At 72.9% G+C, this 23,530-nt stretch carries 22 protein-coding genes and 2 tRNA genes; 10 read left to right on the plus strand and 14 right to left on the minus strand.

The window, feature by feature from the left end; genetic code table 11:
* Positions 1-3: 3 nt before the first annotated feature.
* The 4 genes from ACFQ46_RS12265 to ACFQ46_RS12280 form a co-directional block, all read right to left on the minus strand.
* Positions 4-573: a GrpB family protein gene (locus tag ACFQ46_RS12265; RefSeq protein WP_380259834.1), complete on the minus strand. Its 570-nt coding sequence runs from the start codon at positions 571-573 to the stop codon at positions 4-6.
* 32 nt (positions 574-605) lie between these two features.
* Complete coding sequence (locus ACFQ46_RS12270) at positions 606-1,778, minus strand: oxygenase MpaB family protein (protein WP_380259754.1); 1,173 nt, start codon at positions 1,776-1,778, stop codon at positions 606-608.
* 85 nt (positions 1,779-1,863) lie between these two features.
* Entirely contained in the window at positions 1,864-2,325 is a 462-nt protein-coding gene (locus ACFQ46_RS12275) for a hypothetical protein (protein WP_380259755.1), read from the minus strand.
* The gene (locus ACFQ46_RS12280) at positions 2,322-3,440 is read right to left on the minus strand and encodes a D-alanine--D-alanine ligase family protein (protein WP_380259756.1); all 1,119 of its coding nucleotides are present in this window, start codon (positions 3,438-3,440) and stop codon (positions 2,322-2,324) included. Before ACFQ46_RS12280 ends, ACFQ46_RS12275 begins: the two co-directional genes overlap by 4 nt.
* 38 nt (positions 3,441-3,478) lie before the next feature.
* Here ACFQ46_RS12280 and ACFQ46_RS12285 point away from each other — a divergent pair, with 38 nt between their 5' ends.
* The gene (locus tag ACFQ46_RS12285; RefSeq protein ID WP_380259757.1) at positions 3,479-4,723 is read left to right on the plus strand and encodes a trans-sulfuration enzyme family protein; all 1,245 of its coding nucleotides are present in this window, start codon (positions 3,479-3,481) and stop codon (positions 4,721-4,723) included.
* A 150-nt stretch (positions 4,724-4,873) separates the two neighbouring features.
* The gene (locus tag ACFQ46_RS12290; protein ID WP_380162463.1) at positions 4,874-6,403 is read left to right on the plus strand and encodes a helix-turn-helix domain-containing protein; all 1,530 of its coding nucleotides are present in this window, start codon (positions 4,874-4,876) and stop codon (positions 6,401-6,403) included.
* Positions 6,404-6,465: 62 nt separating this feature from the next.
* On the opposite strand, the gene ACFQ46_RS12295 is transcribed toward ACFQ46_RS12290, so the two are convergent.
* From ACFQ46_RS12295 to leuC, 3 genes are all read right to left on the minus strand, one after another.
* Positions 6,466-7,008, minus strand: a complete 543-nt coding sequence (locus ACFQ46_RS12295) for an HU family DNA-binding protein (RefSeq protein WP_380259758.1) — start codon at positions 7,006-7,008, stop codon at positions 6,466-6,468.
* A 305-nt stretch (positions 7,009-7,313) separates the two neighbouring features.
* Positions 7,314-7,919 (minus strand): 3-isopropylmalate dehydratase small subunit, encoded by a 606-nt coding sequence (gene leuD, locus ACFQ46_RS12300; protein ID WP_380259759.1) that lies wholly within the window; start codon positions 7,917-7,919, stop codon positions 7,314-7,316.
* 12 nt (positions 7,920-7,931) lie between these two features.
* Positions 7,932-9,353 (minus strand): 3-isopropylmalate dehydratase large subunit, encoded by a 1,422-nt coding sequence (gene leuC, locus ACFQ46_RS12305; RefSeq protein WP_380259760.1) that lies wholly within the window; start codon positions 9,351-9,353, stop codon positions 7,932-7,934.
* 51 nt (positions 9,354-9,404) lie between these two features.
* Between leuC and ACFQ46_RS12310 the strand changes: the two genes are divergently transcribed.
* A complete protein-coding gene (locus ACFQ46_RS12310; RefSeq protein WP_380259761.1) occupies positions 9,405-10,121 on the plus strand; it encodes an IclR family transcriptional regulator in 717 nt (238 codons plus the stop codon).
* 55 nt (positions 10,122-10,176) lie between these two features.
* Here the strand turns inward: ACFQ46_RS12310 and ACFQ46_RS12315 are convergent.
* The 3 genes from ACFQ46_RS12315 to gltX form a co-directional block, all read right to left on the minus strand.
* Positions 10,177-10,249: transfer RNA gene (locus ACFQ46_RS12315), tRNA-Glu, on the minus strand.
* A 90-nt stretch (positions 10,250-10,339) separates the two neighbouring features.
* Positions 10,340-10,411: transfer RNA gene (locus ACFQ46_RS12320), tRNA-Gln, on the minus strand.
* 121 nt (positions 10,412-10,532) lie between these two features.
* On the minus strand, positions 10,533-12,038 hold the full coding sequence (gltX, locus tag ACFQ46_RS12325) for a glutamate--tRNA ligase (RefSeq protein ID WP_380259762.1): 1,506 nt from the start codon (positions 12,036-12,038) through the stop codon (positions 10,533-10,535).
* A 146-nt stretch (positions 12,039-12,184) separates the two neighbouring features.
* Between gltX and ACFQ46_RS12330 the strand changes: the two genes are divergently transcribed.
* Positions 12,185-12,835, plus strand: a complete 651-nt coding sequence (locus tag ACFQ46_RS12330) for a hypothetical protein (RefSeq protein WP_380259763.1) — start codon at positions 12,185-12,187, stop codon at positions 12,833-12,835.
* Here ACFQ46_RS12330 and ACFQ46_RS12335 read toward each other — a convergent pair.
* The 3 genes from ACFQ46_RS12335 to ACFQ46_RS12345 all read right to left on the minus strand — a co-directional run bounded on the left by ACFQ46_RS12335 (position 12,819) and on the right by ACFQ46_RS12345 (position 15,919).
* Positions 12,819-13,616: a fumarylacetoacetate hydrolase family protein gene (locus ACFQ46_RS12335; protein WP_380259764.1), complete on the minus strand. Its 798-nt coding sequence runs from the start codon at positions 13,614-13,616 to the stop codon at positions 12,819-12,821. The two genes, ACFQ46_RS12330 and ACFQ46_RS12335, sit on opposite strands and share 17 nt — an antisense overlap.
* Positions 13,617-13,692: 76 nt before the next feature.
* Positions 13,693-14,817 carry a branched-chain amino acid aminotransferase gene (locus ACFQ46_RS12340; RefSeq protein WP_380259765.1) on the minus strand — a complete coding sequence of 375 codons (1,125 nt, stop codon included), beginning with the start codon at positions 14,815-14,817 and terminating at the stop codon, positions 13,693-13,695.
* A 49-nt stretch (positions 14,818-14,866) separates the two neighbouring features.
* Positions 14,867-15,919, minus strand: coding sequence for a 3-isopropylmalate dehydrogenase (locus ACFQ46_RS12345; protein WP_380259766.1), 1,053 nt, complete (start codon positions 15,917-15,919; stop codon positions 14,867-14,869).
* Positions 15,920-16,088: 169 nt separating this feature from the next.
* Here ACFQ46_RS12345 and ACFQ46_RS12350 point away from each other — a divergent pair, with 169 nt between their 5' ends.
* Both ACFQ46_RS12350 and ACFQ46_RS12355 read left to right on the plus strand, forming a co-directional pair.
* Entirely contained in the window at positions 16,089-17,276 is a 1,188-nt protein-coding gene (locus ACFQ46_RS12350; protein ID WP_380259767.1) for a sensor histidine kinase, read from the plus strand.
* Position 17,277: 1 nt separating this feature from the next.
* Positions 17,278-18,015: a response regulator gene (locus ACFQ46_RS12355; protein ID WP_380259768.1), complete on the plus strand. Its 738-nt coding sequence runs from the start codon at positions 17,278-17,280 to the stop codon at positions 18,013-18,015.
* A 3-nt stretch (positions 18,016-18,018) separates the two neighbouring features.
* Here the strand turns inward: ACFQ46_RS12355 and purT are convergent, their stop codons facing one another.
* Positions 18,019-19,215: a formate-dependent phosphoribosylglycinamide formyltransferase gene (purT, locus tag ACFQ46_RS12360; RefSeq protein ID WP_380259769.1), complete on the minus strand. Its 1,197-nt coding sequence runs from the start codon at positions 19,213-19,215 to the stop codon at positions 18,019-18,021.
* 166 nt (positions 19,216-19,381) lie between these two features.
* Between purT and ACFQ46_RS12365 the strand changes: the two genes are divergently transcribed.
* The 4 genes from ACFQ46_RS12365 to ACFQ46_RS12380 are packed head-to-tail and all read left to right on the plus strand — an operon-like array spanning position 19,382 to position 23,504.
* Positions 19,382-20,122 carry an ABC transporter ATP-binding protein gene (locus ACFQ46_RS12365; protein ID WP_380259770.1) on the plus strand — a complete coding sequence of 247 codons (741 nt, stop codon included), beginning with the start codon at positions 19,382-19,384 and terminating at the stop codon, positions 20,120-20,122.
* A 3-nt stretch (positions 20,123-20,125) separates the two neighbouring features.
* Positions 20,126-22,642 carry an ABC transporter permease gene (locus ACFQ46_RS12370; protein WP_380259771.1) on the plus strand — a complete coding sequence of 839 codons (2,517 nt, stop codon included), beginning with the start codon at positions 20,126-20,128 and terminating at the stop codon, positions 22,640-22,642.
* Positions 22,643-22,660: 18 nt separating this feature from the next.
* Complete coding sequence (locus ACFQ46_RS12375; protein WP_380259772.1) at positions 22,661-22,966, plus strand: antibiotic biosynthesis monooxygenase family protein; 306 nt, start codon at positions 22,661-22,663, stop codon at positions 22,964-22,966.
* A 10-nt stretch (positions 22,967-22,976) separates the two neighbouring features.
* The gene (locus tag ACFQ46_RS12380; RefSeq protein ID WP_380259773.1) at positions 22,977-23,504 is read left to right on the plus strand and encodes an alpha/beta hydrolase; all 528 of its coding nucleotides are present in this window, start codon (positions 22,977-22,979) and stop codon (positions 23,502-23,504) included.
* The last annotated feature ends 26 nt before the right edge of the window (positions 23,505-23,530 follow it).

Here is a 23,530-nt window from a genome sequence, read left to right on the forward strand (position 1 = left end):
GGCTCACCCTCGTCCCCGGGCCGCCCGGGCGCGGGCCTTGATCGCCACGATGACGTCCGTCTTGGCGTCGGCGTAGGCGTTCGTGTCGTCCCACCGCCCGGTCATCAGGGCCCGCTTGGTGCTCTCGTACAGGGCACGGTCTTCGGCGTCGGAGCGCAGGTGGTCGCGGAGCAGGAGGTACTCGTCCACGGCGGGGTCGTCGCGCTGGAGGACGTGCACGTGCACGTCGCGGGCCGGCGTGCGCACGAGGCGGTGCCCGGGTTCGCGCACCCGCAGGACGTACCCGGCGGCGAGCAGGCCGTCGAGGTAGTCCTCCTCGGCGGTGATGTCGTCCACCGCGACGACGATGTCGACGACGGGTTTCGCCGCCAGTCCGGGGACCGACGTGGAACCGATGTGCTCGACCTCGACGTCCACCCCCGCGAGGGCGTCCCGGATCCGCCGCTCGTGCTCGCGGTAGGCCTGCGCCCACCGTTCGTCGTGCTCGTGCAGCTGGAGGTCGAGGGCTTCGACACCACCCACCAGCTCGACCGTCGTGACGTCCGCCCGACGCCGTTCGCTGTTCTCGTCCACCACCCGCTCACGGTACGGGCGACGCGCCGGGCTCAGCCGTGCTGGTAGCCCGTCGCGTCGCGTCGGCTGCGGGCGTGCCAGCGGGCCGCCACGACGTTGACGCCGACGACGACCGACCACAGCGGCGGCACGCGCCGCAAGGCGCGCCGGTGGGCCCGCATGACCGCCACCGCGACAGGGGCGACGGCCAGCGCGGTCCGGTGGCGGCGCACACCGAGGGCGTCGGCCAGTTCCTCGCCCTGCATCCGGCGCGACACGGTGTGCACGAGCTGCCCCGCCGCCCACAGCGGTACGCCGCCGAGGTCGTGCAGGGCCTGGGCGATCGCGCCGAGGCCCACTTCGGTCAGCCGTCGCGAGTCCTCGCTGGGCGCTCCGGTGACGGCCGCCAGCCGTCGCTCCAGCCGCGCCGCGCCGACCCCGTCGGACACGCCGCGCAACAACCCGGGATCGGCTCCGTCACCGACGCCCAGCAGTCGTCCGAGGTGACGCCAGAACCGGTACAGCGTGCGCTGTTCCTCGTCCGTGAGGTCCATGCCGATCGTCGCCGCGGCCTCGATGGTCACCAGGGTGAAGTCCAGCCACGTCCGGGCCAGGTCGACCTGGTGCAGCGGGAGGACGTCGGCCTCGGGGCGCGCCCGGGCCAGCCCGTTGCGGATGCGGGCGTGCAGCAGCCGCACCTCGGCCGTGGCGACGTAGCCGGGCGCGCCGCGGCGCAAGCCGCCGGGGAGCATGCAGAGGTTGATCCAGTGGGCGGTGTCGAGCATCCGCCGGTAGGTGCGCTCGACGAGTTCACCCGTGCTCACGAGCAGCGCCGCGGGTTCCGGGGGTGCGTAGGAGCGGATCAGCGCCCCGGCGCCGAGGTCGTAGATGTGGGCCGGGAACGGGATCGTGAAGTAGGGCCGGCTGCCCCGTTCGAGGAGCCCGTCGTCGACGGCGGCGCACGCGGCCTCCAGTTCGCCCAGCAGCGCCGCGATCGCCGGGTGCGGGTCGCGCAGGGCGCGGAGCCCGGCGCGCAGGCCGAGGTCCACCTGGGCCCGCAGCGACGGGTCCGCCGTGAGGGCGGCGGCCGCGGCCTCGGCCAGCGGGTCACCCACCCGCAGCGCGGCGGCGACCTCCGGGTCCGGGGCGGGGCGGGGGATCGCCGAGGCACCGGCGGCTCCCGCGGGGAGGTTCCGCACCGGAGAACCGGGGCCGGCAGCGTTCACCCCGACATGGTGCCCCGGCTTCGCCGACGTGTCCCGACGGGTCCCCCCGACGTGACCAGGAACTCACCGGGACACCACCCGGACGTCACCCGGGCGGGGCCGTGGGCTCACCTTCACCGGCGGGGGCGAACAGGTTGTCGCTCACGGCCACCCACTCCTCGTCCCCGGCCGCGTCGGCCGGGTCGAGACCCTCCGGGACCAGGAGACCCGTGGCGCTCGTCGCGCCGGAGGTCGTGCTGACCGCGAGACCGGACCGCTGGAACTCCTCGGCGTCCGTGCAGGAGGACCCCAGGACCTGCGTCGCCCGCAGGGACTGCACGAGGCAGATCCGCTCACCGTCCAGACCCACCCAGTACTCGGCCACCTGCGTCCCCCCGAGGTAGCGGGTCGAGTCCGCGGCGATGCCGTCCAGACCGGTGCGCAACTGGTCCGTCGGCGTCTGGTCCTGGGCCAGGGCGGGCACCGAGTCGGCGAAGGACGGACCCCCGCACCCGCTCAGCGCGAGGGCGGCCGTCAACGCCAGGAGGCCCCGCCGTCGGGTCGTCACCGCAACCCGGTGGGCCGCTTCAACGCCAGCTGCAGCAACCGGTGCACGAGCTCGGGGTAGTCGACGCCGGTGGCCGCCCACATCCGCGGGTACATCGAGAACGGGGTGAACCCGGGCATCGTGTTGATCTCGTTGACGACGATCCCGTCCGCGCCCCGGGTCGGGTCGACGAACAGGTCGACGCGGGCCAGCCCCTCGGCCCCCATGGCCTCGAAGACCCGCGCCGCGGTCGAGCGCACGGCCGCCACGACGTCGTCGGGCAGGTCGGCGGGGCACGTCAGCCGGACGTTGCCGGAGTCGAGGTACTTCGCCTCGAAGTCGTAGAAGTCGTGACCACCGACGATCTCGATCTCGCCGGGCAGGCTGGTGAGGGGTTCACCACCGTCGAGGTCCTCGAGAACTCCGCACTCGATCTCGCGGCCGACCAGCGCGGCCTCGACGACGACCTTCGGGTCGTGGGAGATCGCTTCTGCCACAGCGGCTTCCAGGCCGTCGGGCGAGGTGACGCGGGTGATCCCGATGCTCGACCCCGCGCGCGCGGGTTTCACGAAGACGGGGTAGCCCAGCGCCTCGACCTCCGCGACGACGGCGGCGCGGTCGGTGTTCCAACGGCGCGCGCGGAAGGAGGTCCACGGCCCGACGGGCAACCCCTGCCCCGCGAGCAGCAGCTTCATGACCTGCTTGTCCATCCCCGCCGCGGAGGCGAGGACCCCCGACCCCACGTAGCGGGTGTCGGAGAGTTCCAGCAACCCCTGCAGGGTGCCGTCCTCACCGAAGGGGCCGTGCAGCAGGGGCAGCACGACGTCGACGGCACCGAACTCGGTGACGTCACCGTTCTCGAAGCGCTGCAACGCGTTGGAGTCGACGTCGGAGGACAGCGAGACGGGGGCGCCGGCGGCCGGCACCTCGGGCAGCTTCCCGTCCTCCAGGCTGAACTGGGAGGGGTCCTCGACCAGGACCCACCGTCCGCCGGTGGTGATCCCGATCGGGACGACGTCGTAGACGTCGCGGTCGAGGGCCGCGAGCACGCCCGCCGCGGTGACGCAGCTGATGGCGTGCTCGGAGGACCGACCGCCGAAGACGACGGCGACGCGGGGTTTGTGCTGGCTGCTCATCGGCGCCGACCCTACCCGCGGTGTGGTTGTCTTCGGGCGTGCCCGACAACGTGTCCTCCACCACCCCCCTCTCCCCCGCCACCACGACACCGCTGTCGCCCGCGACCACGGCACCGCTGTCGCCCGCGACGCTGGCCGTCGTGGCGGGTCGTCCGCCGCGCGGGCTCGACAGCGAGCTCAACACCCCGGTGTCGTTGTCCGCGACGTTCGTCGGGGGCGGCTCGCTGGGTCAGGCCTCGCTCGGCTACGGCCGGTTCGCGAACCCCACCTGGGTCGCCCTGGAGACGGCGATCGGTGAGCTGGAGGGTGGCCGCGCACTGGTCTTCGCCTCCGGCATGGCGGCGGTGTCGGCCGCGGTCCACCTGGTCCCCGCCGACGGGACGGTCCTCGTGCCCCACGGCGCCTACAACGGCACCCACTCCCTCACCGGCCTGCTGGCCGCGCAGGGACGGATCACGGTGCGCCCCGTGGACATCACCGACCTCGACGAGGTCCGCACGGCCCTGGCGGCCACCGCGGGCCCGACGCTGCTGTGGCTGGAGTCCCCGACGAACCCGCTGCTCGAGGTCGCGGACATCGCCGCGCTCGCCGCGCTGGGCCACGAGCACAGCGCGGTCGTCGCCGTCGACAACACCTTCGCCACCCCGCTGCTGCAGCAGCCGCTCGAGCTCGGCGCCGACGTCGTCGTGCACTCGGTGACGAAGTTCCTCTCCGGGCACTCCGACGTGGTCCTGGGCGCGGTCGTCGCCCGCGACGAGGCGACGCTGGCGGCGCTCTCGTCCCACCGCACCTTCCACGGGGCCATCGCGGGCCCGCTGGAGACCTTCCTGGCCCTGCGCGGCATCCGGACCCTCCCGCTGCGCCTGGAGCGCTCCCAGGCCTCCGCGGCCGACCTCGCGCGCCGCCTGCTCGCCCACCCGGCCGTGACGCGGGTCCGCCACCCCTCCCTGCCGCAGGACCCCGGTCACGCGCTCGCCGCCAGCCAGATGTCCGGGTTCGGCGCCCTGGTGGCGATCGAGGTCGTCGGAGGTGCCGCGGGGGCGGACGCCGTCGTCGACGCCGTCGCGCTGTGGGTCCCGGCGACGAGCCTGGGCGGGGTCGAGTCCCTGATCGAGCGTCGCCGCCGGCACGGCAACGAGCCGGCCGTCGTGCCCGAGGACCTGCTGCGCCTCTCCGTCGGCGTCGAGGACGTCGAGGACCTGTGGCGCGACCTCTCGCAGGCCCTCGACCGCGCGCTGGCCCACGGCCAGGCCCACGCCCGGACCGGCGAGGGAACCGTCTGACGGACACGCGCGTCGCAGGAAGGGGATCGTCCCGGGCGTGTGTCACGCTGACGAAGGGGTCAGCGCCGTGACACGCCCGGGAATCAGGGGTTGGACAGGTTTATCTCATCGATGAGATACGGTTCCGGCATGGCAGTCTCCACCGAGCAGATGACGTCGAGCAGCGACCACCTGTCGCAGATCGGCGCCCTCATCCGCGACGCCCGCAAGCACCGAGGCCTCACGCAGGTCCAGCTCGCGGAACGCCTGGGCACGTCCCAGAGCGCCGTCCACCGCATGGAACAGGGGCAGCAGAACGTCTCGATCGACATGCTCCAACGCGTCGGTCACGCCCTCCAGGACGACATCGTCTCCATCGGGCGTCCCGGGCCGACGCACCTGCGCGTGCACGGCGGCGTAAAGCTGTCGGGCAGCATCGCGGTGAAGTCCAGCAAGAACGCCGGCGTCGCCCTGCTGTGCGCGGCGCTGCTGAACAAGGGCCGCACCACGTTGCGCGGGGTCGCCCGGATCCTCGAGATCCACCGCATCCTCGACGTGCTCGCCAGCATCGGCGTGAAGTACGAGTGGATCAACGAGGCCGACCTCGTCCTGGACGTGCCGGACACCCTCGACCTCGAGGCGATGGACGGCGAGACCGCCCGTCGCACCCGCAGCATCATCATGATGCTCGGGCCGTTGCTGCACCGCTACGACGAGTTCGCCCTCCCCTACGCCGGTGGGTGCGACCTCGGGACCCGCACGGTCGAGCCGCACATGGTCGCGTTGCGCCCCTTCGGGTTGTCCATCACGGCGACGACCGGTTTCTACCACGCGACGGCCGACCACAGCGTCTCCCCGCAGCGCCCGATCGTGCTGACCGAACGCGGCGACACCGTGACCGAGAACGCCCTCATGGCGGCGGCCCGCGTCGAGGGGATCACCACGATCCGCAACGCGAGCCCGAACTACATGGTCCAGGACCTCTGCTTCTTCCTGGAGCAGCTCGGGGTCCGCATCGACGGGATCGGCACCACGACCCTCGTCGTGCACGGCGTCAAGGACATCTCCGTCGACGTCGACTACGCCCCCTCCGAGGACCCGGTCGAGGCGATGAGCCTGCTGACCGCGGCGATCATCACGCACTCCGAACTCACGGTCACCCGGGCACCGATCGAGTTCCTCGAGATCGAGCTCGCGATCCTGTCCGAGATGGGCCTGAAGTACGACCTGACGCCGGAGTACACCGCGGCCAACGGGCGCACCCGCCTGGTCGACATCACGGTCTTCCCCTCGGAGCTCAAGGCGCCGATCGACAAGATCCACCCGATGCCGTTCCCGGGCCTGAACATCGACAACCTGCCGTTCTTCGCCGTCATCGCGGCGAGCGCGGAGGGTTCGACGACGGTCCACGACTGGGTCTACGACAACCGGGCGATCTACCTCACCGAGCTCAACCGCCTCGGCGCGCGGGTGAAGCTGCTCGACCCGCACCGGGTCCTCGTCGAGGGCCCGACCCGCTGGTCCGGCGCCGAGGTGCTCTGCCCGCCGGCCCTGCGTCCCGCCGTGGTCGTCCTGCTGGCCATGCTGGCGGCGAAGGGGACCTCGGTGCTGCGCAACGTGGACATCATCGCCCGCGGCTACGAGCAGCTCGCAGAACGTCTGACGCCGTTGGGCGCGCAGATCGAGACCTTCCGCGACTGATCCCGCCACCACGCAGGAGGCCCCCGGACCCAGTGGGTCCGGGGGCCTCCTGCTGTCGCGGGTCAGGCCTTCTTGGCGACCCGACGGGTGGTGGTGGCGGTCTTGGCCGGAGCCGCCTTCTTGGCGGCGGCGGTGGTCGCGGTGCGGGTCGCCGGAGCGGCCTTCTTCGCAGCCGTGGTGGTGGTCCGGGCCGGGGCGGCCTTGACCGGAGCCGCCTTGCGGGCCACCGGAGCGGCCTTCTTGGTCGTGGTGGTGGTGGAGGTCGCGGCGGGCGCGACACCGCCCGCGGCCGCGCGCTCCTTCGCCGCGGCCTGGAAGGCGCGCAGCGCCTTGGTGTCGGAGACGACCTCCTTGAAGGCCGTGCCCGGGCGGAAGCGGGGCACCGAGGTCTTCTTGATCTTGACGGCCTCACCGGTGCGCGGGTTGCGACCGGTGCGGGCGTTGCGGGCCTGCTTCTCGAAGGTGCCGAAACCGCTGATCGCGACCTTGTCACCCTTGGCGACGGTCAGCGTGATGAGCTCGACGACCGCCTCGACGGCCGTGACGGCCTGCTTGCGACCGCCGAGGGTCACCTCGAGCGCGTCCACCATCTCTGCCTTGTTCACGGGGGCTCCTCCAGGGGGGTACGGGTCGTCCGTGGTTGGCCGAGCAGGAGCCCGACGAGGAAACGGTACGACCGACGATCACCTGAGTCCACCACAGGCCCGGCGGCGAGTCGTTGCGCCGCAGCACACCTCGCCTCCCCGACGACCGCCCCGACTGTGCCGCAGGGCTTCCCACGGAGCCGGCGACGGGTCCGCCCGTGCCGCAAGGGATTTCGTCGGAAGGGTTGCCGCGCAACGGGTCAGGACGCAGAACGACCCCGGTCCCGCTGCGCCGCAGCGGGAGTCCGGGGTCGTCCGCGAGGGGATCAGACGGTCGGTGCGAGGGGGGTGGTGGTCGGCTTGAACGACGGCCGACGGCCTTCGAAGTCGGTGATGGCGTCGGCGTGGCGAAGGGTCAGGCTGATGTCGTCCAGGCCCTCCATGAGCCGCCAGCGCACGTACTCGTCGACCTCGAAGGGGGCGGTGAAGTCGTCGACCTGCACGATGCGCTCGACGAGGTCAACGGTCACCTCGGTCCCCGGGTGCGCCTCCAGCGCCTTCCAGATCAGGTCGATGTCGCTCTGCGCGACGACGGCCGCGAGCAACCCCTGCTTGCCGGAGTTCCCGCGGAAGATGTCGCCGAAGCGGGGCGCGAGGACGGCCTTGAACCCGTAGTCGCGCAACGCCCAGACGGCGTGCTCACGACTGGACCCGGTGCCGAAGTCCTTGCCGGCCACGAGGACGGACCCGGCCCGGTAGGGCTCCTGGTTCAGCACGAAGCCCGGGTCGCCCCGCCAGGCGGCGAAGAGCGCGTCCTCGAAACCGGTCTTGGTGACCCGTTTGAGGTAGACGGCGGGGATGATCTGGTCGGTGTCGACGTCGGTGCGGCGCATCGGCACCCCGACACCGCGGTGGACGGAGAACTTCTCCATGGTGGTCCCCTCTCAGAGCGCGGGTTCGAGGTCGGCGGGGGAACTGAGCGTCCCCCGCACGGCCGTGGCGGCGGCGACCAGGGGGCTGACCAGGTGGGTCCGCCCCCCCTTGCCCTGGCGGCCCTCGAAGTTGCGGTTGGACGTGGAGGCGCAGCGTTCGCCGGGGGCGAGCTGGTCGGGGTTCATGCCCAGGCACATCGAGCAGCCCGCGAAGCGCCAGTCGGCGCCGAACTCCTTGAAGACGGTGTCGATCCCCTCGGCCTCGGCCTGCAGGCGGACCTTCGCCGAGCCCGGGACGACCATCACGCGCACGGAGTCGGCCTTCGTGCGGCCCCGGACCACCTCCGCCGCGGCCCGCAGGTCCTCGATGCGGCTGTTGGTGCAGGAACCGATGAAGACGGTGTCGACGGCGATGTCGCGCATGGCGGTCCCGCCCTCGAGGCCCATGTACTCCAGCGCCCGTTCGACGCCCTGACGGACGCCGTCGTCGCCGATCTGCTCGGGGACGGGGACGGAGCCCGACAGCGGGACGCCCTGCCCGGGGTTGGTCCCCCAGGTCACGAACGGTTCCAGCAGGTTCCCGTCGAGGACCACCTCGGCGTCGAACTCCGCGTCGTCGTCGGTGCGCAACGTCCGCCAGTACTCCACGGCCGCGTCCCAGTCCGCGCCCTGCGGAGCGTGCGGACGCCCCTCCAGGTACTCGAAGGTGGTGTCGTCGGGGGCGACCATGCCGGCGCGGGCACCGGCCTCGATCGACATGTTGCAGATGGTCATGCGGCCCTCCATGGAGAGGCTGCGGATGGCCTCACCGCGGTACTCCAGGACGTAGCCCTGTCCCCCGCCGGTCCCGATCTCCGCGATAACGGCCAGGATGACGTCCTTGGCGGTGGTGCCGGGCTTCAGCGTCCCGTTCACCGTGATCGCCATCGTGCGGAACGGCTTGAGCGGCAGCGTCTGCGTCGCGAGGACGTGCTCGACCTCGCTGGTGCCGATCCCCATGCCCAGCGAGCCGAAGGCGCCGTGGGTGGAGGTGTGGGAGTCACCGCAGACGACGGTCATGCCCGGCTGGGTCAGGCCCAGCTGCGGGCCGACGACGTGCACGATCCCCTGCTCGGCGTCACCGAGGGGGTGCAGCCGGACGCCGAACTCCTCGCAGTTGGAGCGCAGGGTCTGCAGCTGCTTGGCCGAGACCTTGTCCTCGAGCAGCGACAGCGGACGGTCGATGTCGGCGGTGGGGGTGTTGTGGTCCTCGGTCGCGATGGTGAGGTCGAGACGGCGCACCGGACGTCCGGCCATCCGCAGCCCGTCGAAGGCCTGCGGACTGGTCACCTCGTGGACGAGGTGGAGGTCGATGTAGAGCAGGTCGGGTTCCCCGTCCTGCCCCTTGCGGACGACGTGGTCGTCCCAGACCTTCTCCGCCAGCGTGCGTGCCATGCTCCGCTCCCCTCACTTGCGTCTCACGTTTTGAGACGCCAGTATCGCTTCGTGGACAAGAGTAGCGGAGTCGGCGTGCTCGACAAGGCGGTGCTCGTGCTGGGCGCGCTCGAGGCCGGCCCGGCGAGCCTGGCGCAGCTGGTGTCGGTGACCGGTCTCTCCCGCCCCACGGCGCACCGCCTCGCCGTCGCCCTCGAGCACCACCGCCTCGTGGCGCGCGACCTGCAGGGCCGGTTCGTGCTGGGAGCCCGGCACGCCGAGCTCGCCGCCGCCGCCGGCGAGGACCGACTGGTGGCCGTCGCGGGACCGCTGCTGAGCGCCCTGCGCGACGCCACGGGCGAGAGCGCGCAGCTCTACCGCCGCCACGGCGAGCACCGCATCTGCATCGCCGTCGCCGAACGGCTGCACGGTCTGCGCGACACCGTCCCGGTCGGCGCCTCCATGACGATGACCGCCGGGTCCGCGGCCCAGGTGCTGCTCGCCTGGGACGACCCGGAGCGGCTCTCGGTGGAGCTCATGGGCGCACGCTTCGACGCCAGCGCCCTCTCGGGCGTCCGGCGGCGCGGCTGGGCCCACTCCAGCGGTGAACGGGAGGCCGGGGTCGCCTCGGTCAGCGCGCCCGTGCGGGGGCCCTCCGGGCGCGTCCTGGCGGCCGTCTCGGTGTCCGGCCCCGCGGAGCGCTTCGGTCGCCACCCCGGTCGTCGTCACGCCGACGCGGTGCTCGCCACGGCGGCCGCCTTCGGCGCGGCCCTCGCACCGCAGACCTGACCGGTTGCCGGGCAACGAAGAAGGCCCCCGGTCAGTGACCGGGAGCCTTGATCTGTAGCCCCGACGGGATTCGAACCCGCGCTACCGCCGTGAGAGGGCGGCGTGCTAGGCCGCTACACAACGGGGCCCTAGCTCAGGAGTTCCGTTCCCGGAACCCGCCTCGGAGAGTCTACCTCCCGGAGCGGTGTGCTCCGGACTGTCGACGTCTGCGACAAGCGCTGGGGTACCAGGACTCGAACCTAGAATAGCTGTACCAGAAACAGCCGTGTTGCCAATTACACCATACCCCATGGTGACTGATCCGAGCGGCGAACCGCCCGAACGAGATGAACTCTAACGCGTCCGCACCCTCCACCCCAAATCGGCTCCCCGCCGCGCGACCTGAGGCGCGACGGGGAGCCGACGAGATGGTCAGAGGGTCGCGCGCAGCCGCCGCAGCCGGGCCAGCGACGACTCGCGGCCGAGGATCTCCATCGACTCGAACAACGGCGGGGAGACCCGGCGCCCCGTGACGGCCGTGCGCAACGGGGCGAAGGCGAACTTCGGCTTGATCCCCAGCCCGTCCACCACGGCCGCCCGCAACGCGGTCTCGAGCTCGGCGGTGCTCCACTGCGGCAACGCTTCCAGCGCGCCGAGCGAGGCGTCGAGCACGTCGGCGGCCTCCGGTCGCAGCGCCGTGGTCGCGTCCTCCTCCAGGACGACGTCCGCGTCCGCGACGAAGAGGAACCCGAGCATGCCGGGGGCCTGGCCGAGCAGGGTCATCCGCTCCTGCACGAGCGGGGCGGCCAGGACGAGCCGCTCCAACTGCTCCGCGGACGGTTCGGCCGGCAGGACGCCGCCCGTCTGGAGGTAGGGGACCAACCGCTGCCGGAAGTCGTCGGGAGCCAGCAACCGCAGGTGCGCGGCGTTGATCGCCTCGGCCTTGGTCACGTCGAAGCGGGCGGGCGAGGCGTTGACGTCGGCGACGTCGAAGGCGGCCACCATCTCCTCGACGGAGAACACGTCCCGGTCGTCGGCGATGCCCCAGCCGAGCAGGGCGAGGTAGTTCAGCAACCCCTCGCGGACGAACCCCCGGTCCCGGTGGTGGAAGAGGTTCGACTCCGGGTCGCGCTTGGAGAGCTTCTTGTTCCCCTCCCCCATGACGTAGGGCATGTGCCCGAACAACGGGACGGCCTGCGAGACGCCGATGTCCACGAGCGCCTCGTGCAACGCGATCTGGCGGGGGGTGGAGGAGAGCAGGTCCTCCCCGCGCAGCACGTGGGTGATCCCCATCAGCGCGTCGTCGACGGGGTTCACCAGCGTGTAGAGCGGATCGCCGTTGGCGCGCACCAGGACCGGGTCGGGGAAGGACCCGGCCTTGAACTCGATCCGACCACGCACGACGTCGTCGAAGGAGTAGTCGCGCCCCTCGGGCAGCCGCAGCCGCAGGGTGGGCTCGCGCCCGTCGGCGCGGAACGCAGCGACCTGCTCGGGGGTCAGGTCGCGGTCGAAACCGTCGTAGCCCAGGACCTTCGGACGGCCGGCGGCCTCGTGGCGGGCCTCGATCTCCTCGGCGGTCGAGAACGACTCGTAGAGGTGCCCGGCCGCGCGCAGCCGTGCGACGACGTCGTCGTAGATCGGGCGGCGCAGGCTCTGGCGGTACGGCTCGTGCGGGCCACCGACGTCGATGCCCTCGTCCCAGTCCAACCCCAGCCAGCTCAGCGCGTCGAGGATCTGCGCGTAGCTCTCCTCGCTGTCGCGGGCGGCGTCGGTGTCCTCGATGCGGAACACGAGCTTCCCGCCGGTGTGGCGGGCGTGGGCCCAGTTGAACAGGGCCGTCCGGATGAGGCCGACGTGCGGCGTCCCCGTCGGCGAGGGGCAGAAGCGGACACGGACGGGCGAGGAGCCCGGGGCGGGAGGTGCGGCGATGTCAGTCATGGCGGCCCCAGCCTATTCGCCCGCGAGAGTGGTGGCAGAGCGTCACGGGTGGGCCGTTCGGGTGGCACGGACAAACACGCAGCGTCACGCGTGTCAGCGTCGTGGAGACCGCCCCGCTCCCCCGCCGCCCCCTCCGGAGGATCTTCGTGACCCGCCCCTCGCTCCGCCTCGCCGCCGCCCTCCTGCTGCCGCTCGCCGCCCTCACCGCCTGCGGTTCGGTGCAGGCCGCCGCCGGTCTGCCCGTGGAGACCGCGACCCCCGCGCGGACCGCCACCCCGACGCCCACCCCGACCGCCACCGTCGCTGTCGAACCCGTCGCCAACGACCTCGCCCTCGGTTCCGCCCACCACGAGCTGCAGGCCGGCGGCATGACCGTGGCCGTCGACTACTGGTCGACGCTGGACATGGGCCGGTGGACCCCGCAGGCCGCGAAGCCGATCCAGCTCGCCGCGACCATCACCGGTCCGAACCTGGGCACCGCGAAGAAGCAGCAGAAGGCCTACGTCAGCGCCTTCACCGTGACCTCCTCCGCCGTCGCGGCCGACGGCACGGTGACCTCCCCGGTCAGCGTCCAGGACGTCTCGCGCCAGACCCCGGGCTACCTGGCGATGGCGCCCTACGCCTACTCGACGTCGTTCGTCATCCCGGCCGTGCCCGCGGGCACCCGCAGCGTGGAACTCCTGATCTCCTACGACGTGCTCGAGCAGAGCGCGCCCGGCGCGAGCGACTACTCCAAGCAGACCGCGAACGACACCATCACCGTGGCGATCGCTCCTGCGGTCACTCCGGGGAGCTGAACGAGGTCGAGAGGACCCCCAGGCCCTCGATCTCCACCTCGACGCGCTGCCCGGCGCGCACGGGTCCGACCCCGGCCGGGGTCCCCGTCATGATCACGTCACCGGGCAGCAGCGTCATCGCGGAGGACACGTGGGCGATGATCGCCGGGATGTCGTGGACCATCAGCGACGTCCGGCCGTCCTGGACGACCTCGCTCTGCCCGCCGGTGATGCGACGGGTCTCGATCCGCAGGTCGGAGGGGTCGAGGTCGGTCTCGATCCAGGGCCCCAGCGGGGTGAACCCGTCCGCACCCTTCGCCCGCCACCACTGCTTGTCGGGACCCTGCAGCGAGCGCGCGGTGATGTCGTTGGCGATGGTGTAGCCGAAGATCACCTCCTTGACCCGCTCCTTCGGGACGTCCTTGCAGATCCGGCGGATGACGATCGCCAGTTCGCCCTCGTAGTGCAGTTCCTCCCCGGCCCAGGCCGGGATCACCAGCGGGTCACCGGGACCGGCCACCGAGGTGTTCGGCACGGTGAAGACCAGCGGTTCCTCGGGCACCTCGTTGCCGAGTTCCTCGGCGTGGGCGGCGTAGTTGCGCCCGATCCCGAGCACCTTCGAGCGGGGGATGACCGGCGCCAGCAGCCGGGCGTCGGCCAGCGGGACGCGCTCCCCCGTCGGGCTCATCGGTGTGAAGAGCGGGTCGCCCGCGACGACGAGGATCTCCTCCTCGCCCGGAGCGCCCTCGACGACGCCGTAGCGCGGGTCGGAACCACTGGAGGAGAACCTGGCGATGCGCATGGCCTCACCCTAGTGACGTGGCGCGACCCCGCCGTCCGACGGGGTGGGAGGGGCCGCCGGGCGGCGGCCCCTCCCCTCAGACCAGTCTGCGCAGCCAGCCGTGGGTGTCCTCGGCCCGGCCGTACTGGATGTCGAGCAGCTTCTCGCGGATCGTCATCGTGACCTCGCCGGCGGAACCGGTCCCGTGCGAGAGTTCCCCGTCGGCCGACACGAGCTTGCCGACCGGGGTGACCGCAGCCGCTGTGCCGCAGGCGAACACCTCGGTGATCCGACCCGAGGCGACCCCCTCGCGCCACTCGTCGATGCTCACGCGGCGCTCGCTGACGTCGTGGCCGAGGTCCTTGGCGAGGTCGATGATCGAAGCGCGGGTGATGCCCTCGAGGATGGTGCCGGTGAGTTCAGGGGTCACGATCGAACCGTCGTCGTGGACGAAGTACAGGTTCATCCCGCCGAGTTCCTCGACGTACTTCTGCTCGGCGGAGTCGAGGAAGCACACCTGGTCGCAGCCGTGCTCGCCCGCCTCCTCCTGCGCGGCGAGGCTGGCGGCGTAGTTCCCGCCGCACTTGGCCGAACCCGTGCCCCCCAGGGCGGCGCGGGAGTAGTTCTGCGACAGCCAGATCGAGACCGGCTTCACCCCGCCGGAGAAGTAGGCGCCGGCCGGGGAGGCGATGACGAGGAACTTCACCTCGTGCGCCGCGCGGACCCCGAGGAACGCCTCCGTGGCGACCATGAACGGACGCAGGTACAGGGAGGACTCCCCACCCGTGGGGACCCAGGCCTCGTCGGCCCGGACCAGCTGGGTGATGGCCTCGAGGAACGTCTCCTCGCCGATCTCGGGCAGCGCGAGGCGTCGCGCGGACCGCGCCATGCGCGCGGCGTTGGCCTCGGGACGGAAGGTCCAGACGCTGCCGTCGGCGTGGCGGTAGGCCTTGAGCCCCTCGAAGATCTCCTGCGCGTAGTGCAGCACCGCGGCGGCCGGGTCGAGTTGCAGCGGCCCGTAGGGGACGACGGCCGTGTCGTGCCAGCCCTCGCCCTTCGTCCAGGTGGCGATGGCCATGTGGTCGGTGAAGAACTTCCCGAACCCCGGCGCCCGGAGGATCTCCGCCCGACGCTCCGCCGCGACCGGGGTGGCCGACGGCGTGACGGGGAACGTCAGCCGGGGGGCGGATCCGGTGGGGGTGGCGGTCGGCGTGGCGCTCATGCGCGGTCTCCTCGTGAGCTGACGGTGGTGGATCGACGGTACCCCGCGCTCAGGCGGTCGCGGCGGCGGCCAGCGCGTCGCCGACCTCCGCCGTGGAGCGCGTCCCGACCTCGCCGCTCGCGCGGGCGGCCAGGTCCGCGGTGACGGCCGCGTCGACGCGCGCCGCGGCCTCGTCCCGGCCGAGGTGGGAGAGCAGCAGCGAGACCGACAGCACGGCGGCCGTCGGGTCGGCGAGCTGACGACCCGCGATGTCGGGGGCCGAACCGTGGACGGGTTCGAACATGCTGGGGGCGGTGCGGTCCGGGTTGACGTTGCCGGACGCGGCGAGGCCGATCCCTCCGGTCACGGCCGCGGCGAGGTCGGTGAGGATGTCGCCGAAGAGGTTGTCGGTGACGATCACGTCGAACCGCGACGGGTCGGTCACCATGAAGATCGTGGCCGCGTCGACGTGCAGGTAGTCGACGGCGACGTCGGGGAACTCCGTCCCGACCGCCTCGACGGTGCGACGCCACAGGTGCCCGGCGTGCACGAGGACGTTGTGCTTGTGCACCAGCGTGAGCTTGCGGCGCGGACGCGCCGCGGCGCGGGCGAAGGCGTCGCGCACGACGCGCTCGACGCCGAAGGCGGTGTTGACGCTCACCTCGGTGGCGATCTCCTGCGGCGTGCCGACCCGCAGCGCGCCGCCGTTGCCGACGTAGGGCCCCTCGGTGCCCTCGCGGACGACGACGAAGTCGATGTCGCCCGGGTCACCCAGCGGGCTCGGCACCCCGGGGAACAGCTTGGACGGGCGCAGGTTGACGTAGTGGTCCAGCGCGAAGCGCAGCTTGAGCAGCAGCCCGCGCTCCAGGACGCCGCTGGGCACGCTGGGGTCGCCGACGGCGCCGAGCAGGATCGCGTCGTGGCCGCGGACCTCCTCGAGGACGCTGTCGGGCAGCGTCTCCCCCGTGCGGTGGTAGAGCCGGGCGCCGAGGTCGTACTCGGTGGTCGAGACCTTCTGGCCCGCCTGGTCCAGCACCGCGGAGAGCACCTTGAGGGCCTCGACGGTCACCTCCTGGCCGATGCCGTCGCCGGGGATGACCGCGAGTCGCAAGGTGTCCGTCATGGCGCGCAGGGTATCGGAGCCCGTCGGGGCACCATCCACCATGTGGGCGTCGCGTCCCGAGGGGTGAGACGGTACGGGTCACAGGACCTCCCCCGGGCCGAGGCGGACGGGCCGCCGGATCGCCCCGTGGTCTGACGCCACGCGGCCCCGGGCTGCCTAGGCTCGTCGGGTGCGTCAGCAGGACACCTCCCGGAACGTCTTCGACCGCGTCGTGAACTGGACGCGGGCCAACAGCCTGCTCATCGACGCCCTCATCGCCCTCGTGATGGCGGGGACCTCCTGGCTGGTCAGCATCTCGGTCGGGGTCGCGGGGGGAGTCGTCGGCGCGGTGATCAGCGCCGGGATGTGCCTGCCGCTGGCGGTCCGGCGGCGCTACCCCGAGGTCTCGGGCGTGCTCGTCGCGTTCTTCGGGATCTCGCAGCTGGTCCTGCCCGGCCCGGCCTACGGCAACCTCGCGGTCCTCGCCTCCGTCTACGCGATGGCCGCCTACGCCGCGTCGTGGGCTTCCCGCGGTGGGCTCGCCCTGGGGCTGGCCGGGGCCCTGGTCTGCGCGGTCCGGTTCTTCAGCGGCACCGGGATCGGCGGTGTCGTCCTGCTGAGCGCCTTCATCGGCTTCATGGTGCTGGCCAGCTGGTCGCTGGGGAGCCTGCGCCGTTCCCAGCGCCAGAACGAGGTGGCCCTCGTGGAGCGCGCGCGGTTGCTGGAGAACGAGCGGGACAACGAGTCCCGGCTGGCGGCGACCGCGGAACGCCAGCGCATCGCGCGCGAGATGCACGACGTCGTCGCGCACTCGTTGTCGGTGATCATCGCCCAGGCGGACGGCGGGCGCTACGCCGCCGACGCCGACCCGGGCATCGCGACGACGGTGCTCGAGACCATCTCGGGCACCGGACGTCAGGCCCTCGCCGACATGCGCAACCTCCTCGGCGTCCTGCGTCAGGGCCCCGGCGACGCACTCGCCCCGCAACCGGACGCGCGGATGATCCCGGAACTGGTCGCGCAGGTGCGCACCAGCGGCCTCGAGGTGGAGGCCGAGGTCCTCGGCCCCCCGCGGGAACTGCCGCCGGCGATCGGGCTGGCCGCCTACCGGATCGTCCAGGAGTCGCTGACCAACGTCCTCAAGCACGCCGGTCCGCGGGCCCGGACCCGGGTCGTCGTCCGCTGGGACGACGACGCCCTGCGCCTCGACGTCGAGGACGACGGCCGCGGCGCGGCGTCCATGCTCCAGCCGAGCCCCGGCGGGCAGGGTCTGGTGGGGATGTCGGAGCGGGCCCGCTTGCACGGCGGGTCGGTGACGTCGGGGCCGCGCACCGGTGGGGGTTTCTCCGTGCGGGCGCGCCTTCCCTACAGTTCGTGAGGTGAGCGATCCCACCGAACCGATCCGCGTCGTCCTCGTCGACGACCAGCAGCTGGTGCGCGCCGGGTTCCGGATGGTCATCGACTCCCAACCCGACCTGCACGTCGTGGGCGAGGCCTCCGACGGGGCCGACGCCGTGCGGGTCGTCACCTCCACCCCCTGCGACGTCGTGCTGATGGACGTGCGCATGCCCGGTCTCGACGGGATCGAGGCGACCCGGCGCATCACCTCGGCCATCACCTCGGCCAGCGCCTCGGCGGGTCCCACGGAGGGTCCGAAGGTCGTGGTGCTGACGACCTTCGACCTCGACGAGTACGTCGTCTCGGCGATCGGCGCGGGAGCGAGCGGCTTCCTGCTCAAGGACGCGCCGCCGGAGGAACTCCTGGCCGCGGTGCGCACGGTGCACTCCGGCGACGCGGTCATCGCGGCGAGTTCCACCCGCCGGTTGCTGCAGCACGTGGGTCCGTTGCTGCGGGCCGGTGCGGCGACTCCCTCCGCTGCGCCGCAGGGGATCCCGACGGACCTGACCCCCCGGGAGCGGGAGGTGCTGGAGTGCATGGCCCACGGGTTGACCAACGGCGAGATCGCCCAGCGCTTCGTCGTCTCCGAGGCGACGGTGAAGACGCACGTCGGACGGGTGCTGGCCAAGACGCACTCGCGCGACCGGGTGCAGGCGGTCGTGCTGGCCTACGCCGCCGGGCTCGTCCAGCCCGGCGACGTGCTGCGCGACGCGCGGTAGGTCCTACGCCCGGGGGCGCACCGCGGCGGCGGCGCGGGTCGCGCGGTCGCGCGCCTGCTCGACGTCGGCCCCCCGGGCCAGCGCGACGCCCATCCGGCGACGGGTGAAGCTCTCCGGCTTGCCGAACCAGCGCAGGTCGCTGCCGGGTACGGCGAGCGCCTCGGCGGCTCCGTCGGCGGAGATGGCGACGGCGTCGACGCCGCCGTAGATCACGGCGCTGGCGCCGGTGGAGTGCCGTTCGACGTCGACGGGCAGTCCGAGGAGGGCCCGGGCGTGCAGGTCGAACTCGCTGAGGAACTGGGTGGCCAGGGTGACCATGCCGGTGTCGTGCGGGCGGGGACTGACCTCGCTGAAGAGCACCTCGTCACCGCGGACGAAGAGTTCGACGCCGAACAGCCCGGTGCCGCCGAGGTCGGTGGTGACGGCGGCGGCGATCTCCTGCGCCCGGGCCAGGGCGGTCGGGGACATGGGGTGCGGCTGCCAGCTCTCGACGTAGTCGCCCCGTTCCTGGCGGTGCCCGACGGGGTCGCAGTACCGGGTGACGACCTCGCCGTCGGCGTCGAGGGAGCGGACGGTGAGGAGGGTGATCTCGTAGTCGAACTCGACGAAACCCTCGACGATGACGCGGGGTCGCTCCACGCGGGCACCGGACCGGGCGTACTCCCACGCCTGCTCGACGTCGGCGGCCGAACGCAGCGTGCTCTGTCCCTTGCCGGAACTGGACACGACGGGTTTCACGACGCACGGGAACCCGATCGGCCCGCCGGTGGCGTCGTGGAGTTCCTCGAGGGAGTCGCAGAACGCGTAGGGGCTCGTGGGCAGGCCCAGGGTCTCCGCCGCGAGGCGGCGGATCCCTTCGCGGTCCATGGTCAACCGGGCGGCGCGGGCGGTGGGGACGACCCGGAACCCCTCGGCCTCCAGCTCGACGAGGACGTCGGTGGCGATCGCCTCGATCTCGGGGACGATCACGTCCGGTCGCTCCGCCCTCAGCAGGGCGCGCAGGGCGTCCGGGTCGCTCATCGCGATGGTGCGGGAGTGGTGGGCGACCTGCTGGGCCGGGGCGCCCTCGTAGCGGTCGACGGCGATCGTCTCGACCCCCAGGCGCTGCAGGGCGATGACGACCTCCTTGGCCAGCTCACCGGAGCCGAGCATCAGGACGCGCGTCGCGGACGGGGAGTTCGGGGTGCCGAGGGTGACCACGGCAGGAGCCTAGGGCCCGGCCGCGTCGGTCCCGTGCCCGAAGCGACGGGAGGACCGTCAGACCACGGGATGACCTCAGGATCCACTCAGGGCCAGACGCTGCGCGGGACCGCGGTCCCTAGCGTCGAGGGTGTTCGAGAACCCCCGCGATCCTGGGAGAACCACCGTGTCCGAGTTCCACGACAGTTCCGCGGTCCGTGCCGTGGGTCTGCGCAAGACCTACGGCCGCGGTGACGCCGTCGTGCACGCCCTCGCCGGGGTGGACGTCGAGTTCACCCGGGGCGAGTTCACCGCGATCATGGGCCCCTCGGGTTCCGGCAAGTCCACCTTGATGCACTGCCTCGCCGGCCTCGACGTCGCCTCCGCGGGGCAGGTGTTCCTCGGTGACACCGAACTCACCGCCCTGAAGGACGCCGAGCTCACCCGGCTGCGACGGGACCGGATCGGTTTCGTGTTCCAGAGCTTCAACCTGCTGCCCGTCCTCGACGCCGAGGAGAACATGCTGCTGCCGCTGCGCCTGGCGGGCCGGGAACCGGACGCCGCCTGGCGCGACGACGTCGTCCGCCGGCTCGGGCTGACCGACCGGCTCCGGCACCGCCCGCACGAACTCTCCGGTGGGCAGCAGCAGCGCGTCGCCGTCGCCCGCGCGCTGCTCCCCCGCCCCGACGTCGTCTTCGCCGACGAACCCACCGGGAACCTGGACTCCCGCGCCGGCGCGGAGGTCCTCAGCCTGCTGCGCGGCAGCGTCCGCGAGGTCGGCCAGACCGTCGTGATGGTGACCCACGACCCGGTCGCGGCGAGCTACGCCGACCGCGTCGTCCTCATCGCCGACGGCGGCCTCGCGGGTGGGCTGACCAGTCCCACCCCCGACGACGTCATCGACGCCCTGCGCACCCTGGGGGTCTGAACCGTGCTCCGGGTGACCCTGGCCCAGTTGCGTGCGCACGGCGCACGCGTGCTCGCCTCCTGCCTCGCGATCGTCATCGCGGTGGGTTTCGTGGTGGCGACCCTGTCCCTGAACGCGACGGCGAAGGCCGCTGTCCTGCAGGGGGTCGGCGCGCAGTTCGTCGCCAGCGACGTCGTCGTGACCCCGAGCGACCCCTACGCCGAGGACCAACCGCTCACCGCCCTCGAACCCGTGGTGGCGGCCCTGCCGGGCGTCGCCGCGGTCGCGGCCGACCGGTCCACCTCCGTCGACGTGCGACTGCCCGACCGGACCGGCGCGACGTCGGCGCAGGCGCGCAGCCTCGGCAGCCCCGGGACGCTGCGGTGGCAGCACGTCAGCAGCGGCCGCCTGCCGCAGGACGCGGACGAGATCGCCGTCTCCGACCGCGTCGACGTCGCGCCCGGGACGCGGATCGCCCTCACCCACTACCCCGTGGGCGACGACGCCTCCGGGTCCCCGGAACCCGTCACCCAGCAGGTGACCGTCGTCGGGACCGTCGACCTCGCCGGGGACCCCCGCGCGGGCCTGGTGCCGACGGTCTTCGGCACCGACGCGGCGGTCACCGCGTGGGGCGCGGGGTCCCCGGACCGGCTGCGGGTGGCCGCCGCTCCGGGGACCGACCGCACCGCCCTGCTGGAGAGGATCACCGCGGCCGCGCCGGCCTCGGTGACCGTCACCACCGGTGAGCAGGCCGCGCAGGACGTCGCCGACTCCTTCACCGGGGACGCGCAGAGCCTGACCAGCGTCCTGCTGGCCTTCGGGGCGATCGCCGTCCTCGTCGCCGGGCTCGTCATCGCGAACACGTTCGCGGTGCTGCTGGCCCAGCGGACCCGCGAGCTCGCCCTGCTCCGTTGCGTGGGTGCGGACCGCGGCCAGATCGGTCGCAGCGTCCTGGGCGAGGCGTTCGTCGTCGGGTTGCTCGCCTCGCTCGTCGGCGTGCTGGCCGGGTCCGGTCTCGCCCGGGTCGTGGCGGGGCTGGCGGGTCGCGTCGACTCCCCCGTCCCGTTGACCGACGTCGTCCTGCCCCCCTCCGCGGTCCTCGCGGGTCTCGTCCTCGGCACGGTGGTGACGGTCCTCGCCGCGCTCGCCCCGGCACGGGCCGCGACCCGGGTCGCCCCGCTGGCCGCGCTGCGGCCGCTGTCCACCGCTCCGGTGCGCTCCCGGGCCGGCGTCGTGCGCCTGGTGCTCGGTCTCGTGGTGACCGTCCCCGCCACCGCCGCCATGGTCGTGCTGGCCGCGGGTGGCCAGCTCCTGGGTGCCCTCGTCGCGGGAGCCCTCAGCTTCCTCGGGTTCCTGCTGCTGGCCCAGCACCTCGTCCCGGCGCTCGTCGCCCTGGCGGGCAGGCCGTTCCGACGCCTGGGCGGGGTACCGGCCCGACTCGCCGCCGGGAACTCGATCCGCAACCCCCGGCGCACGGCCGCCACCGCCACCGCCCTGGTCATCGGGGTGACGCTGACGACGGCCATGGTCGTGGGGACCTCCTCGACGCGGGTCAGCGCCCTGCGCGCCATGGACGCCGGCTACCCGACCGACGTGGTCGCCACCGCCTCGCAGCCCTGGGGGTCCGACGTCGTGGCCGCGGTGCGCGGGGTCGACGGCGTCGCCGGTCTCGCGCTGGTCGAGAACCTGGACCTCACGACCGCGGACGGTTCGCTGAACCTCACGGTCGACGCCGTCGACCCGGCCGCGGCGGGCGCCGTCGTGCGCTCGCAGCAGCGCTCACCCCTGCCCCGGGCCGGTCAGATCGTCCTCCCGGCCACCCTCGGTGCAGGTCTCTCCGACGGGGACGCGCTGGCCCTGCAGGTCCTCGACGACGCCGGCGAGCCGAGCGGCGCCGCCGTCCCGTTCACCGTCCGGGTCGCCCCGGACAGCCAGTCCGCGGCGGTCATCACCCAGGCCGACGCGCAGCGGCTGCGGACCGACCTCGAGCCGACGGGCGCCTGGATCCGCCTCGCCGACGGGGACACCGGGGCCCAGGCCGCGGCGACGGACCGGATCTCGGAGGCCCTCGCCCAGGTCCTGCCCTCCAGCGACGTCCAGGGCATCGCCAGCCTGCGCAACTCCCTGGACCAGCTCCTCACGACGATGCTCCTCATCGTGACCGGGTTGCTGGCCGTGGCCGTCGTCATCGCCCTCATCGGGGTCGGCAACACCCTCGCCCTCTCCGTCGTCGAACGGCGGCAGGAGTCGGGCCTGCTGCGGGCCCTGGGGCTGACCCGGGGTCAGCTGCGCGCCGTGCTGGCCTGGGAGGCGCTGCTCGTGGCCGGGGTGGCCGCGGTGCTGGGGGTGGTCCTCGGCACCGGGTACGGCCTGGCCGGGACGGCCTCGGTGCTCAGCGCCGAGATGCCGGTCGTGCTCGCCGTGCCGTGGGGTCAGGTCGGGGGGATCGTCGTCGTCGCCGCGCTCGCCGGGGTGCTCGCCTCGGTGCTGCCGGCGCGACGTGCGGCGAGGACACCCCCGGTCGCCGCCATCGCCGACTGACCCTGAGACGCTGTCGGCATGGCTGTCGTGAAGATCAACGCGATCGAGGTCCCCGAGGATGGCGGGCCCGAACTGGAGCGCCGGTTCGGCGCCCGGATGGGTGCGGTCGAGGGAACCCCCGGGTTCCTCGGTTTCGAACTCCTGCGCCCCGTCTCGGGGGAGACCCGCTACTTCGTCTACACGAAGTGGGAGACGGAGGAGGCGTTCCAGGCCTGGGCCGGCGGTGGCGCGCAGGCCGCCCACGCGGGCGAGCGGGCCAAGCCGGTCGCCACCGGCGCCTCGCTCCTGGAGTTCGAGGTCGTCCTCGGCGCCGACCCGAGCTGATCCCGCACCGATGAGGATCGACTCCGCGGGCCACGCCCCGGGAGCACCCACGCTGGTGCTGCCGGGGCGCGGCTACGACGCCGACCAGCCCGTCCTGCGGGTGGTCCGCGACGAACTGCTCGCCGCCGGGCACCGGGTGCTGACCCTCTCCTGGGACGGTCCCGCCCCCACCACGGCGGACACCCCCGACCTGGTGCGGGCCCTGCTGCACGACCTCCGCCCGAACTTCGTCGTCGCGAAGTCGCTGACCACGCTGGCCCTGCCCGTGGCCGCGGACCTCGCGCTCGCGGGCATCTGGCTGACGCCGTTGCTCGACGAGCCGGCGGTGGGGCTCGCCGCCGCCCGCTCGCACGCGAACACCCTGCTCGTCGGCGGGACGGCCGACCCGTCGTGGAACCGGACCCTGGCCCACGAGAGCGACCGCGAGGTTCTCGAGTTCGTCGGCGCCGACCACTCCCTGGAGTTCCCGGGGGACCCCGCGGCCACCGCGACGGCGCTGGAACGGCTCCGCCACGGCGTCCGCGAGTTCCTGGCCTAGGACCCGGACCGGGCTGGGACTCGACC

It is taken from the genome of Kineococcus sp. GCM10028916, from assembly GCF_042674865.1.
Classification (GTDB): Bacteria; Actinomycetota; Actinomycetes; order Actinomycetales; family Kineococcaceae; genus Kineococcus.